We start from the raw sequence: 14,921 nt of genomic DNA, 5'->3' as shown, positions 1-14,921 counted from the left end.
ATAATCTAAAAAGAAAGTATTTTGAAAAGAAGCTAATTTACTTCTTTTTCTTCGCTTTAGGGTTTGGCAGGTCAGTAATGCTTCCTTCGAAGATTTCAGACGCAAGACCAATTGATTCGTTAAGCGTTGGGTGTGCGTGGATAGTCAATGCTACGTCTTCAGCGTCAGCACCCATCTCAATAGCTAGGCCGATTTCGCCAAGCATTTCACCCGCGTTAGTACCTACCATAGCACCACCGATTACGCGGCCCGTTTCTTTTTCGAAGATCATTTTGGTCATACCGTTAGTTGCATCAGATGCAATGGCACGGCCTGAAGCTGCCCACGGGAACGTTGCTGTTTCGTAGCTTACGCCCTGCTCTTTCGCTTCTTTTTCAGTTAGACCAACCCAAGCTACTTCTGGCTCAGTATACGCTACTGAAGGAATAGCACGTGGGTCGAAGTAGTGCTTCTGCCCAGCAATAACTTCTGCAGCAACGTGACCTTCGTGAACCGCTTTGTGCGCAAGCATTGGCTGACCTACAAGGTCACCAATTGCGAAAATGTGGTCAACGTTAGTACGCATTTGCTTATCAACATTAATAAAGCCACGCTCGTCAACGTTTACGCCAGCTGCATCTGCGCCAACCATCTTGCCATTTGGCTTACGACCAACAGCGACAAGTACTTTGTCGTAGCGTACTGGCTCAGCAGGTGCGTTCTTGCCTTCAAAGGTTACGTACAAGCCATCGTCTTTAGCTTCAACCGCAGTCACTTTGGTCTCAAGCATAATGTTAAACTTGTCTTTGTAGTCTTTCATGAATACTTTCATGATGTCTTTGTCAGCAGCAGGAATTAGCTGATCTAAGAATTCAACTACATCAATGTTCGAGCCAAGTGCTTCGTATACTGTACCCATTTCCAGACCGATGATACCACCGCCTAGTACTAGCATTTTCTCTGGAATGTCTTTCATTTCCAGCGCGCCAGTTGAGTCGATTACGCGGTCATCTTCTGGGATGAACGGTAGGCTTACAGGCTCAGAACCCGCAGCGATAATCGCTTTCTCGAAAGTAATAGTAGTAACGTCGTCACCATTTTTTACTTCTAGGGTATTTGCGCCAGTGAATTTGCCGTAGCCTTTTACATGCTTGGTTTTACGCATTTTAGACATACCGCCAAGACCGTTTGTTAGTTGGCTAACAACACTGTCTTTATATTCGCGGATTTTATCTAAATCGATGGTAGGCTCGCCAAACGTAACACCATGGCTTGCAAGATGCTTCGCTTCTTTCATCACTTTTGCTACGTGAAGAAGGGCTTTTGAAGGGATACAGCCAACGTTAAGACAAACACCACCAAGCGTGTCGCGTGAGTCTACGATAACTGTTTCAATACCTAAGTCAGCCGCACGGAATGCTGCTGAATAACCGCCAGGGCCGCCGCCCAATACCACCAATTGCGTTTTAATTTCGCTCATTGTGAACCTCAATCCTGTTCTTGTAGGGTCATGCTATTACTTTTGTGTAATAGCATAACCTAAATGCCGTCAAAAAGGCTGATAAAATCATCGAAAATGTTACTGATATTGTAAACTTTTTCGGCCTTTTATTTAAAGTATGATTCTGCGTAAGTCAGTTAGGTTTGCAGCAACCTCAGTAGAGAATCTTGCACCTACCGCACCATCGATTACTCGGTGGTCGTAAGATAGGCTTAGCGGCACCATTAAGCGCGGCTCGAACTCTTTACCATTCCACTTAGGCTTCATCTCAGACTTAGATACACCTAATATGGCGACTTCTGGTGCATTTACAATAGGCGTAAATGCCGTACCGCCAATACCACCTAGGCTAGAGATAGTGAACGTACCGCCCTGCATGTCAGCCGCTTTAAGCTTGCCTTCACGGGCTTTCTTAGATGTTTCGATAAGCTCTTGAGACAGCTGCTCAATACCTTTCTTATTCACGTCACGAATAACAGGTACAACAAGGCCTCCCGGTGTTTCAACCGCAATACCAATGTTGATAAACTTCTTAATGATTAAGCTCTCGCCATCATCAGACAGTGATGAGTTGAATACTTCGTATTTCTCAAGGGCTTTCGCTACCGCTTTCATGACGAATACTAAAGGCGTGATCTTAAGACCAGACTTGATCTTCGCATGGTAAGCGTTTTGCTCTTTACGGAAGTCTTCCACTTCAGTGATATCGGCTTCGTCGAACTGCGTAACGTGCGGAATAGTCGCCCAGTTACGGTGTAAGAACGGTCCAGAAATCTTCTGAATACGAGAAAGCTTTTGTTCTTCAATCTCGCCAAACTTGCTGTGATCAACAGGTTTAACTGGCACGATTTGAAGTACGTTGTCGCCTACTGGCGCGTTGCCAGTAGCCGCTACTGTGCGAGGTTTCGCAAGCTCAGCTTTCACATAAGCCTGAACGTCTTCTTTCAAGATACGGTTTTTAGGGCCAGAGCCGTTAACTTGAGTCAGGTCTACACCAAATTCGCGCGCGATACGGCGAACCGAAGGAGAAGCATGTGCTTTACCTGTATTCTTGGCTTCTGGCGCTGGCGGCACAGGAGAACGGCCTTGCGAGGCTTCTTGCTGTGACGCTTGCTTGGGTTCTTCTTTTTTAGCTGCTTCCTGTTTAGGTGCTTCTTGCTTAGGAGCTTCAGCTGCACTTGAAGACGAACCGCCGCTGGTCTCAAGCTTAACAACCAACGTACCTTGCTTAACCTTATCACCCGTCTTGATAAAGACTTCCTTGATAGTACCTGCGTGGGTTGAAGGTACATCCATGGTGGCTTTATCAGTTTCTAGCGTAATTAAGCCGTCTTCTTTTTCAACGGTATCGCCAGCTGATACAAGTACGTCGATAACGTCAACTTCACCGTCTTCACCAATGTCTGGTACAGCAACTTCGATAGTCTCGCTACCTGCAGACGCCGCTGGCGCTGATTCTTGCTTTTCGCTTTCCTGCGCAGCCGGTGCAGACGCTTCAGAAGAAGCATCGCTAGAAGCCGATTCACTTGAAGACGAGCCTGACCCCGCTACTTCAAGCTTAATAACGACTGTGCCTTCTTTCACTTTATCGCCAGTACTGATGAATACTTCTTTCACTGTACCTGCGTGTGTTGAAGGAACGTCCATGGTGGCTTTATCGGTTTCAAGCGTAATTAATCCATCTTCTTTTTCGATGGTGTCGCCCACAGAAACCAATACATCGATAACGTCAACTTCGTCGTCAGAACCAATGTCCGGTACTGAGACTTCAATCACTTCGCTGCCGCCAGACGCAGCGGGTGCTGCCTCTGACTTGCGTTCTTCTTTCGGTGCTTCATCTTGCTTAGGCGCTTCTTGTGAAGCGTCGTCTGAAGATGATTCTTCAGCGGTGCTCTCATCAGAACTTTCACCACCTGCAACTTTCATTTCACCAATCACATCGCCTTCTTTGATTTTATCGCCTACTGATACAGACAGGCTTACAATCTCACCTTCAAATGGTGCTGGGATGTCCATTGACGCCTTGTCACTTTCAACAGTAACAACGCCTTCATCGGCTTCGATGTTGTCGCCTACGGCAACACATAGCTCGATAACTTCAACTTCGTCACCGCCTACGTCGGGTACGATAATCTTTTGAATATCTGACATATGTAAAATACCTTATCTGGCTTACGCGTAAAGTGGGTTAAGTTTTTCAGCGTTAATATCAAAACGCTTAATGGCTTCTGCTACCACTTTCTTCTCAACGTCGCCGCGCTGAGCCAATTCGTAAAGTGATGCAACCACAATATATGACGCATTAACTTCAAAGTGAGTACGCAAGTTTTCACGGCTATCACTTCGACCGAAACCGTCTGTACCTAGGCAGCGGTATTCAGTTTCAATGAACGCGCGTACTTGGTCTGAGTAGTTCTTCACATAGTCAGTGGCAGAAATCGCAGGACCTGCATCTTTCGTAATTACCTGACCAATGTAAGGTACTTTTTGCTCAGCTTCAGGGTTAAGCATGTTCCAGCGCGCAACGTCTTGACCTTCACGGGCTAGCTCGTTGAATGAGGTCACAGAGTAAACGTCAGAAGATACGTTGTAGTCTTCACACAGAATCTGTGCCGCTTTACGCACTTCGTTCAAGATAGTACCAGAGCCCATTAGCTGTACGTTAAGCTTAGACTTGTCGTTTTCAACGCGCTCAAGCTTGTAAATACCTTTAATGATTTGCTCAGCAACATCATCACCTTCTGGCATTGCAGGGTGCTGATAGTTCTCGTTCATCAATGTTAGGTAATAGAAAATATTTTCATTGTTACCGTACATGCGACGCAGACCGTCTTGAACAATAACCGCTACTTCGTAACCGTACGTTGGATCGTAAGTAATACAGTTAGGAATTAGGTTCGCCTGAACGTGTGAATGACCGTCTTGGTGCTGTAGACCTTCACCATTAAGCGTGGTTCTACCTGCTGTTGCACCTAGTAGGAAACCACGTGCTTGGCTATCACCCGCTGCCCATGCAAGGTCACCAACACGTTGGAAACCAAACATTGAGTAGTAAATATAGAACGGAATAGTCGTAGCGTTACACGTTGAGTAAGACGTACCTGACGCTACCCACGATGCCATTGCACCTAGCTCGTTAATACCTTCCTGAAGTACCTGACCTTTCTTATCTTCGCGATAGTAAGCTACCTGGTCGGCATCTTGAGGTACGTATTTCTGGCCTTCGTTGGCATAAATACCTACCTGACGGAATAAGCCTTCCATACCGAAAGTACGAGCTTCATCAGGAATAATTGGTACTACACGCTTACCAATTTTCTTATCTTTCAACAATGCGTTAAGTACACGTACAAACGTCATCGTTGACGATACTTGACGGTCACCAGAACCTTTTAAGATAGCGTCGAATGCGCTTAGTTCTGGAACTTCAAGCTGTTCTTCAGCCTGTTCACGGCGAGAAGGCAGGTAGCCACCTAACGCTTCACGACGTGCGCGAAGGTACTTCATTTCTTCACTGTCTTCGTCGAACTTGAAGTAAGGCAGGTCAGCAATCTTCTCGTCTGCTACTGGAATATTGAAACGGTCGCGGAACGCTTTGATTGAATCAACGTCCATTTTCTTAACGTTGTGCGCTACGTTTTGTGCTTCGCCTGATGCACCAAGACCGAAACCTTTAACCGTTTTAGCAAGAATTACTGTTGGACGACCTTTCGTATCAATCGCTTTTTGGTAAGCTGCGAATACTTTTACTGGATCGTGACCACCACGGTTTAAGCGCCAGATGTCATCATCAGACATATTCGCTACAAGTGCCGCTGTTTCAGGGTACTTGTTGAAGAAGTTTTCACGGGTGTACTTGCCGCCCTTGGCTTTACAGTTCTGGTATTCACCGTCTACCGTTTCACCCATAAGCTGGATTAGCTTGCCAGATTTATCACGCGCTAGAAGCTCATCCCAGTAGCTACCCCAAATTACTTTCACTACTTCCCAGCCTGCGCCGCGGAACGTACCTTCAAGTTCTTGGATAATTTTGCCGTTACCACGTACCGGGCCGTCTAGGCGCTGTAGGTTACAGTTGATAACGAACGTTAGGTTATCTAGGCCTTCACGAGACGCAAGACCGATTGCACCCAAGCTCTCTGGCTCATCACATTCACCGTCACCCATGTAGCAGTATACGCGCTGACCTGAACAGTCTTTAATACCACGGTTAGTTAGGTACTTAAGGAAACGTGCTGTATAGATAGCTTGAAGTGGACCAAGGCCCATAGATACGGTTGGGAACTGCCAGTAATCTTTCATCAAGTGAGGGTGTGGGTAAGATGATAGACCATCGCCCGCACACTCTTGACGGAAGTTATTTAACTGCTCTTCAGTTAGGTTACCTTCCATGAAAGAACGCGCATAAATACCTGGAGAAATATGGCCCTGTGCAAAAATAAAGTCGCCGCCTTGATTTTCATTAGGCGCTTTAAAGAAGTGGTTAAAGCCTACATCGTAAAGCATAGCCGATGATGCGAAGCTACCAATGTGGCCACCAAGCTCTAAGTCTTTTTTCGATGCACGCAATACAATCATTAGTGCGTTCCAACGAATAGCGGCACGGATGCGCGCTTCGATGGTCAAGTCGCCAGGCATTTTTGGCTCTTGCGCTGCAGGGATAGTATTGATGTAGGCAGTAGTAGCGTCATACGGTAAATGCGCTCCGCTGCGACGTGCTTTATCAATAAGTTTTTCGAGTAAATAGTGGGCGCGTTCTACGCCTTCCTCTTCTAAAACCGACTCAAGCGCATCAATCCACTCTTTAGTTTCTTGAGGATCTACATCTTGGTGCATCATATCAGACATGGTGCCATCCTATTTTTTGCTTATATAGAAAATCCTCCCTTAGCATTGCCTCTATCTTAAAGGCGCTAAAAGAAGGAAAACTAAATTACGTTGTACTCACAGTGACCCAATCTGGCTCACCTGCTTTTGCAGTGGCACAGGAAAAACCTGACCGGCCTCTGCGAATGTATAGCTATCCAGCCCTTGTTACAGGTAATGCTAGGTAACTAAATCTCTAATCGACGCAATGCGCGCTGTACGCGGGTATCGCGTTGATTAATGGTTAAAAGCGTTTTTTCAATAAACGCTAAATGCGTGTTACATGCCTGGCGGGCAGCTTCAGGGTCGCGAGAAGCAATAGCTTCTACAATTTCACGACGCTGCTTCGCGATGTCTTCCACCGCTTCAGGGTGCGCTGCCAGCATGTCAAAGTTTCGTTCAATGTTGTCCACCAGCATGCTTTGCATGGTGCTCATTACGTGCAACAGCACCATATTGTGTGATGCTCTTGCCATAATGATATAAAACTGTCCTAGCGCCTCAGCTTGGGCACGCTTGCTTTCGTGCGCTTTGGGCGTAGGCACGTCGTTTAATGCTTGCTTCAATGCTTCATAGTCTTCAGGTTGACCACGAAGTGCCGCGTAGTACGCCGCCATCCCTTCAAGGGCATGACGAAATTCAAGCAAATCGAATTGAGTTTCAGGACGCTGGCTTACAAGGTCCATGAGCGGATCTTTCATGGCTGAATTCAGGTTGCGATTAACGAACGTACCGCCGCCCTGCTTGCGCTCTACCAGACCGCGCGCTTGCAAATTACCAATAGCTTCTCTTAATGAAGGACGTGATACATCAAACTCAAGCGCAAGCTCTCTTTCTGGCGGTAACTTTTGACCGGCCAATAGCGAACCGTCGAGTATCATTGACTCGAGTTGCTCGGTAATTACATCAGAGAGTTTTTTTCGCTGCTGACGCATGCGTTCAACATATCCTTCTATCTATAACCAACTCTGTTATAACAGCGGTGAATGTAAAAAATAATCATGGAAAATTTAAACACAAACACAATTGGTAATACCATTTTACCTATCTAGTTTAAGGCAGATCGAATTCGAGGTAAATACTCCCAAGCATAGCAAAGCCTATGCTATTTGCCGGGTGTTAAGCTTTATTGTTGAATTTGTTAAGAAAAGTATTTATGTCCGAACTGGTCTGATGAGAAGCAAGGTGGGATATTAGTTATGCGAAGCGTCTGATCTACATACAATTAATAAATAGACCAAACGCCTTTCTAAACCATGTAGCTTAGTAAATGTTAAAAATATTGATTATGCCAAGCTGCCTACAAGGGTTAGCGCTGCCGTTATAACAAGTAGAAAAATAACATTACGTTTTGCTAACTTTACCAGCACTTGTGGCTCAACTGCTGCATTTTTAGCCTGTAACTGCTGTTCGTCTGGAGTTAGCACCTCGGCTTTCGAGGAAATTTGCGTCAGCACGTCGTAAGCAGGTACATCGAACTGGAGCGCGTGTTTTAACCATTCAGGTAACGCTCTTGAGAAGTGACCCATCATCAACATGCCGAAGGCGGTCACGCGAACAGGAATATAGTCGAGAGCAAACATCAACCTACCAGCAGTTGCTTTTAATGGGTGATTAGCGTTACACAAAGCCTCGGTGGCGCTTCTACTCAGGCAGTAAAACAGTGCGCCCGGGGCGCTAAATGCAATGAACCATAGCATCACTGCTGCATAGTGCTGGTAGTTTAGCCAAGTAAGGTGCTGGCCAAAACTCTTACCTTCTGTGCCCGCACTGCCGTCGCTTTCAGTTTGACTTGCACAATGGCCCAGCTGGTCGGTATACATACTACAAGCCTGAAGATCTCCTCGGTCGGCGGCGTTCAGAAAGTTTTTATAAATGACTCTTAACACCGGACAGCCAATGCATATGAATAGCACTAAACTTTGCTCAATAAAGGTAAGGAATGTGCCAAGCAGCCAGTACTCAATAGCACCTAGCACAAGTGCCGGGACTAAAAGGTAAAAATAAAGCGCAGTAGACGATGCCTTTTTACCCTTATCTTCTCTTTCCTCTTCTCTCTCTTCATCAGTTTGTTGGAATTTGATTAAACCTTTATCTTGGAGAAAAGCGCGATATTGCGCGGCATACTTCTCAATATGCCAATTCGGTGTTTTTGTTATCAGTCGCTCAAGACTAAGAACTAACAACAGACTCATTAACATCATAGGTATTGCGTTCCTTTTTTCAGCTTCCTAGATCAAGTAGTATTCTATAACCCAGTTACGCCCATTCTGTATCTTGCCCAATCGAAAGCAACACCAGGGTCAGTTTTACGCCCCGGCGCTATGTCATTATGACCTACAATACGCCCTAAAGTGATCCGAGGATAGTGTCGTGTAATAAAATCAGTGAGCTCGCCGAGTGCTTTATACTGCGCATCGGTAAAAGGCAATGTATCAGTGCCTTCCAGTTCAATACCAATAGCATAATCGTTGCAGCGACTGCGGCCTTGGAAGCTTGAAAGGCCTGCGTGCCACGCCCTTTGTTCAAAGGGTACAAATTGCTCTATTTCACCTGTTCGATAAATTACGCAATGAGCTGAGACTCGTAACCCAGCAATTTCTTCATAAAATGGATGTTCATTTGGATTGAGCGTGCCGGTAAACAATTGTGGTATCCCAGGCGTACCAAACTGTGAAGGCGGCAGTGAAATATTATGTATCACTAAAAGACTGACATCGGTATCGTCAGGGCGAGCATCATAATGCGGACTTTGGGTGTACTTCGCTTTGTTATAAAGCACCATAGTATTTGCTTCGGTAATTGATTTTCTGTTTTATAGCCTACATTGTATAAGGATATAAGTGTATAGGGCTAGAAGCGCTGCATGCCGTTGCTCGCTCAATATTTTATGCCACTGTTTTAATAGAAAGCTCTCTTGAAAGCTTGAATAGAAAGCTTAAATGGAGAGCTTGAATAGAAAATAGCATAACACTGCTATTAGTAAGGCAATTATTAATAAGGGAAAAACATGAATGAACAACAAGACCCGACAACATCAGCGGGCAAATGGATGGTTGCCCTTGCATGGATTTGCGGTTTCGGTTTACTTGTTTTTGTTTTCTCTGACTTACTTGAAAAACAAATTAACCCGAACAGCGAGCCCACGTCCGAACGTATTGGTTCACAAACTGAGGTACGCCTTAAGCAAAATCGCCAAGGGCATTATGTAACAACTGGTTATATTAACGGCGAGGAAGTCATATTTCTTGTTGATACGGGTGCTACTGATGTAGCGGTCCCCGCACACTTAGCCAACAAGCTTAAGCTAAAAGCCGGACGTGAGGGTTTAGCCAGCACTGCCAATGGCGTAGTGAGGGTTGCAGAATCAACAATTGACATCTTACGCATTGGCGAAATAGTAGTGCGTAATGTAGATGCAAACTTAAACCCCGGTATGCAAGATGACCATATACTGCTTGGAATGAGTGTTCTTCGCCAATTAGAGTTTACTCAGCGCGGAGAATGGTTAATATTGCGTACCCTTTGAATATATAAATAGCATAGATAAAAGCGATGAAAATGACATCACCAGATATGCAGGCGATCAGAGAGCAAGTATCAAACGCGCTTGTAGAAGATCTTGGCGGCGAATTAAATGCTGCAAACGACATTACCGCAAACCTGATAGATGAAAGCGTTACTGCAAAAGCCACGATTATTACTCGCGAGCCTTGCGTGGTTTGCGGAATAGCTTGGGCTAATCAAGCATTTGCGCTTATTGACGAGTCAGTGTCGCTAACCTGGCATGTAAAAGATGGCGACAAGGTCGAGGCTGACACAGTATTAGTGAGTTTGGAAGGCTCTGCGCGCGCGATATTAACAGCCGAACGTACAGCGCTTAACTTTCTGCAGACACTTTCTTCAACAGCTACAGTGACTGCCTTTTATGCCAAATTTCTAGCTGGCTCTAACACTAAAATTTTAGATACCCGCAAAACTTTACCCGGTCTGCGCTATGCACAGAAATACGCAGTACGTTGTGGCGGTGGTCAAAACCATCGCGTAGGTTTGTTCGATGCATTTCTAATCAAAGAAAACCACATTTTTTCTTGTGGTAATATCGAAAAAGCCGTGAGCCGAGCTAAAACCATGATGCCGGGCAAGCCCGTTGAAGTTGAGGTAGAGAACCTATCTGAATTTGAACAGGCCCTTTCAGCGGGTGCCGATATTGTCATGCTTGATAATTTTTCTAACGAACAGATCCAACAGGCAGTAGCGCTTAATAAAGGCCAATGTAAACTGGAAGTATCAGGGAACATTACTGATGAACGACTGGCATCACTTGCACAACTAGGTGTAGATTACATTTCATCTGGTGCGTTAACCAAACATGTGCAGGCGATTGATTTGTCGCTTCGAATTACTTTGTCGTAGTAGAGCAGTTTAGAAGGCGCTTTAGTCAGCTAATTCGGTGTCAACACCTTAGCTAACCGCTAAGCAAAAAGCGTGGGTTGTAGTATGATCAAAGATACTAGAACTCACGTTCATTCCCAGTTATTTCTCGTCATGTTTTTCTGTGTATAGATAGATATACGTAGATAAGTCATTAACTTTTATACGAAAGTACAAGTGATCGCGCCTGCCATAGCGCAGCTATCCATGTCATACTGCAAAAGCTAGACATACGTATATTTGCCTATACTTGTCAGTAACAAATAAAATTCTATACTGAGTATCAAGTACCAGGGGCGTTGAAAAGGACGACTCGGGTATAAACGTCAATTTGAATTAGATTTTAAACTTTACGTGTTATACACGTCCCGGAGAAAAACCATGATGAACATGAATAACAAAAACCAAAAAGGTTTTACACTAATCGAACTAATGATTGTTGTAGCAATCATCGGTATTCTTGCAGCAATCGCATTGCCTGCTTATCAGAACTACACGCAGAAAGCGAAGTTTACTGAAGTAACTAACGCTACAGCTGCTGCAAAGACTGCGGTTGAGATTTGCGCGCAGACACTTGGAACAGTGACGGGCTGCTCTAGCGAGACAAATGGAGTGCCTAAAGATGTAACTGTTGGCGCAGACATCGTTGGCGTAACAACGTTAAATGGTAAAATTACTGCAACGGCGTCAACAAACTCTAAGATTACTGACGACTCTGGCAATGCTGCGACATTTGTACTTGACCCTACGTTTTCAAACGGCCGTGTGACTTGGGATTCGACATGTACTCCTGGCTCACTTTGCTAATCTGTTTTTTATAAAACAAGCCCAGTTAATTCTGGGCTTTTTTCTTTACATTAGAACAATATTCGAGAACAAATATGGCGAAGGCAGCTATAGTATTTACTTGGCAAGGAAAAGACAGGAATGGCCAAGCTCGAAAAGGGGAAATTTCTGCTACATCGCTTTCAGAAGCAAAAAACCTCCTTCGTCGCCAAGGTATCTCTGCTAATAAGGTAAAAAAGTTAGCCAAGCCGTTATTTGGTGGCGCAAAAAAAATAAAACCCGCTGACATTTCCGTTATTTCACGGCAAATTGCTACCATGCTGGCCGCAGGTGTAACCCTGATACAATCTCTTGAAATGATTGCACAAGGCCATGCAAACCCATCAATGCGCAAACTGCTTGGTGAAATTACAGAAGAAGTAAAATCAGGTAATCCGCTTTCTTCAGCACTAAGAAAACATCCTCTTTACTTTGATGACCTGTATTGCGATTTGGTTTATACCGGCGAGCAATCAGGTGCCCTTGAAACCATTTACGACCGCATAGCCACCTATAAAGAAAAAGCTGAAGCACTAAAATCAAAGATCAAAAAAGCGATGTTTTACCCTATCGCGGTTTTGGTAGTTGCTTTTATTGTTACCACTATCCTTCTTATTTTCGTTGTACCTCAATTTGAAGAAATATTTAGCAGCTTTGGGGCTGAGCTTCCTGCTTTTACCCTGTTTGTACTCGCTATTTCCCGATTTGTGCAAGACTACGGTATTTTTATTGCTATGGGCGTTGCTGCCGCAGGCTTTATGTTTGTGAGAGCGCACAGACGAAGCCAAAAGCTGCGAGATAGCGTAGATCGCAACATCCTAAAAATACCGGTTATCGGCGAAATACTTAAAAAAGCCAGTATTGCGCGCTTTACCCGTACCCTAGCAACTACCTTTGCAGCAGGTGTTCCGCTTATCGGCGCGCTTGAATCGGCCGCGGGTGCATCCGGCAACGCGGTGTATCGCGATGCCATTTTATATATAAGAAAAGAAGTAGCAGGCGGTATGCCTATGCATGTGGCCATGCGTGCTACCCAAGTATTCCCTGATATGGTGACGCAAATGATTGCCATTGGTGAGGAATCGGGTGCCGTTGACGAAATGCTGAGCAAAATTGCCACTATTTATGAAGCTGAAGTTGATGACATGGTAGACGGTTTAACCAGTCTACTTGAACCTATGATTATGGCTGTACTCGGCGTGGTTATCGGTGGCTTGATTGTAGCCATGTACTTGCCTATATTCGAAATGGGTAACGTGGTATAACTTGCACATATTGCTAGCTTTGTGATTATTAGTTTTACAATAATTAGCTCTATAAATGTGAACGATTTGGGCGACGCTTTTTAGTGGCGTCCATAAATAAGGTTTAACACCCGACTTTTTCCAACCACTATTAAAACTAAAAAGACCTGCACTTCATGGATGCCATAATAACGCTTAGTCAGCTCTACCCTGCTGTATTTTATTCTCTTGTTTTTTTCGTAAGCTTAATGGTGGGCAGTTTCCTAAACGTGGTTATTTATCGCCTGCCCATTATGATGGAGCGGAGCTGGCAGCAAGAGTATGAAAACTATTTTAGTAATGGCGCAAGTGGCGGAGAAAATGATAGCGAAAATGATGTCGCCACTATATCTGCCGACGACCCCCCCCCGATATCCACAGATACGTTCAACTTAGTAAAGCCAGACAGCACCTGCCCAAGCTGTGGCCACAAAATTCGCGCGTGGGAAAATATCCCGGTTATCAGCTACCTGTTTCTAAAGGGCAAATGTGCCAAGTGTAAAGTAGGTATTTCAATACGCTATCCGCTTGTTGAGCTATTTACGGCCATTGCCTGCACTTTCGCTGCGTATCAGTTTGGCGTGACTTCACAGGCGCTGTGGGCTGTGTTTTTCACTTATTTGCTTGTTGCGCTGCTGTTTATCGACCTAGATAAAATGCTGCTACCCGACCAGTTAACACTGCCTCTACTTTGGCTAGGTTTACTGCTAAGTACACAAAACATATTCGTAGGCACTACCGATGCCATTATCGGTGCAGCGGCAGGCTATTTAAGCTTATGGTCTGTTTACTGGCTATTTAAGTTAGTAACAGGCAAGGAAGGTATGGGCTATGGCGATTTTAAATTGCTCGCGGCACTTGGGGCATTCACTGGCTGGCAAGGCTTGCCTGTTATTATTTTGTTGTCTTCATTTGTGGGTGCTATTGCAGGCATACTCATTATGGTCATTCAGAATAAGGGCAAATCGTTAGCAATTCCTTTTGGCCCCTATTTGGCCGTGGCAGGCTGGCTGACGTTGCTTTTTAAAGAAGAAATCATTACTGCCTATCTTAATGCAGTGCTATAAACCCAAATGTTACTTAATCTCAAGTAACGATTTAACTTCAAGGCTTGATGATTATGGATAAACAAAACGCGTTCGTAGTGGGCCTTACCGGCGGTATAGGCAGTGGCAAATCGGCTGCTACTGCTCTTTTTGAAAAACTCGGCATTGATATTGTCGATGCAGACGAAGTCGCACGTGACGTTGTTGAAGTAGGTTCAGAGGGCTTACGGCACATTACCGCGCATTTTGGCGAAACTATTCTGCTAGAAGATGGAAGCCTTAATCGCGCCGCCCTACGCGAAAAGGTCTTTGCCGATGCAGAAGAAAAGCATTGGTTAAATGGTTTGCTGCACCCACTTATTCGCTCTCGAATGCAACAGCTAATCAGAGAGTCGACATCGCCCTATTGTATTTTATCTGTACCCTTACTGGTAGAAAACAAACTAACTGAGATGTGCAACCATGTTGTGGTGGTAGATTGTCCAGAGACATTGCAGCTTGAACGAGCGTTAAAACGGGACGGCAGCACTAAGCAAACCATAAAAAGTATTATGGCTTCGCAGGCTACACGTAAAGAGCGTATTGATGCAGCAAACGATGTACTGGATAACAGCACGACGCTAGACGCGCTGGCCAGTCAAATAGCGACTATACACCAGAAGCTACTCAGCCTTGCTTCAGTATAAGCATAAGCGGTTTGCACAATAGCAAACCGCTTCTACCTCTACTTTTCATATCTACCGTTGCTGTTTGGCTTTTCTGCTTACCACATTTACCTAACTGTTCTGCTTTGCTCTTCTAATTTGCTCTTCTGTTTCCCTTTGAGGCCTTACCATCCGTTTCTTAGCATTTTTTGCTTATAACGGGACTTCCCGATCAACAGCGTTGCTTTTTGAAACTTTTTTGAACAATCAGCGTCAAAGTAAGCATTTGTCGAACAAGTAGACTTGGCTTAAAAGCCTTGATGCTTTAGGCTTGCTGTTATTC

Annotated in this window: 12 protein-coding genes; 6 read left to right on the top strand and 6 right to left on the bottom strand. The window is 44.8% G+C overall.

Going from position 1 to position 14,921, the window contains the following annotated elements; all coding sequences use genetic code 11:
* Positions 1-37: 37 nt before the first annotated feature.
* The 6 genes from lpdA to ampD all read right to left on the bottom strand — a co-directional run bounded on the left by lpdA (position 38) and on the right by ampD (position 9,131).
* Positions 38-1,459 carry a dihydrolipoyl dehydrogenase gene (gene lpdA, locus ACXAGK_RS06680; protein WP_474855058.1) on the bottom strand — a complete coding sequence of 474 codons (1,422 nt, stop codon included), beginning with the start codon at positions 1,457-1,459 and terminating at the stop codon, positions 38-40.
* Between the two features lie 132 nt (positions 1,460-1,591).
* Positions 1,592-3,631 (bottom strand): pyruvate dehydrogenase complex dihydrolipoyllysine-residue acetyltransferase, encoded by a 2,040-nt coding sequence (gene aceF / locus ACXAGK_RS06675; RefSeq protein WP_474855056.1) that lies wholly within the window; start codon positions 3,629-3,631, stop codon positions 1,592-1,594.
* A gap of 21 nt (positions 3,632-3,652) precedes the next feature.
* Complete coding sequence (aceE, locus tag ACXAGK_RS06670) at positions 3,653-6,328, bottom strand: pyruvate dehydrogenase (acetyl-transferring), homodimeric type (protein WP_474855054.1); 2,676 nt, start codon at positions 6,326-6,328, stop codon at positions 3,653-3,655.
* A gap of 206 nt (positions 6,329-6,534) precedes the next feature.
* Positions 6,535-7,281, bottom strand: a complete 747-nt coding sequence (gene pdhR / locus ACXAGK_RS06665) for a pyruvate dehydrogenase complex transcriptional repressor PdhR (RefSeq protein WP_474855052.1) — start codon at positions 7,279-7,281, stop codon at positions 6,535-6,537.
* 351 nt (positions 7,282-7,632) lie between these two features.
* Complete coding sequence (gene ampE / locus ACXAGK_RS06660; protein WP_474855050.1) at positions 7,633-8,550, bottom strand: beta-lactamase regulator AmpE; 918 nt, start codon at positions 8,548-8,550, stop codon at positions 7,633-7,635.
* A 44-nt stretch (positions 8,551-8,594) separates the two neighbouring features.
* On the bottom strand, positions 8,595-9,131 hold the full coding sequence (gene ampD / locus ACXAGK_RS06655) for a 1,6-anhydro-N-acetylmuramyl-L-alanine amidase AmpD (RefSeq protein ID WP_474855048.1): 537 nt from the start codon (positions 9,129-9,131) through the stop codon (positions 8,595-8,597).
* A gap of 225 nt (positions 9,132-9,356) precedes the next feature.
* Here ampD and ACXAGK_RS06650 point away from each other — a divergent pair, with 225 nt between their 5' ends.
* The 6 genes from ACXAGK_RS06650 (at position 9,357) to coaE (ending at position 14,620) form a co-directional block, all read left to right on the top strand.
* Positions 9,357-9,875: a retropepsin-like aspartic protease family protein gene (locus tag ACXAGK_RS06650; protein ID WP_474855046.1), complete on the top strand. Its 519-nt coding sequence runs from the start codon at positions 9,357-9,359 to the stop codon at positions 9,873-9,875.
* Between the two features lie 32 nt (positions 9,876-9,907).
* Positions 9,908-10,762, top strand: coding sequence for a carboxylating nicotinate-nucleotide diphosphorylase (nadC, locus tag ACXAGK_RS06645; protein ID WP_474855044.1), 855 nt, complete (start codon positions 9,908-9,910; stop codon positions 10,760-10,762).
* Between the two features lie 399 nt (positions 10,763-11,161).
* Complete coding sequence (locus ACXAGK_RS06640) at positions 11,162-11,587, top strand: pilin (RefSeq protein WP_474855042.1); 426 nt, start codon at positions 11,162-11,164, stop codon at positions 11,585-11,587.
* Between the two features lie 74 nt (positions 11,588-11,661).
* Positions 11,662-12,870 carry a type II secretion system F family protein gene (locus ACXAGK_RS06635; RefSeq protein WP_179984248.1) on the top strand — a complete coding sequence of 403 codons (1,209 nt, stop codon included), beginning with the start codon at positions 11,662-11,664 and terminating at the stop codon, positions 12,868-12,870.
* Between the two features lie 155 nt (positions 12,871-13,025).
* Positions 13,026-13,955 (top strand): prepilin peptidase, encoded by a 930-nt coding sequence (locus ACXAGK_RS06630; protein ID WP_474855040.1) that lies wholly within the window; start codon positions 13,026-13,028, stop codon positions 13,953-13,955.
* Between the two features lie 53 nt (positions 13,956-14,008).
* On the top strand, positions 14,009-14,620 hold the full coding sequence (gene coaE / locus ACXAGK_RS06625) for a dephospho-CoA kinase (RefSeq protein WP_474855038.1): 612 nt from the start codon (positions 14,009-14,011) through the stop codon (positions 14,618-14,620).
* Positions 14,621-14,921: the final 301 nt, after the last annotated feature.

Source organism: Alteromonas sp. ABM1_013, from assembly GCF_056160505.1.
This window is presented reverse-complemented; position numbering and strand designations above follow the sequence as displayed.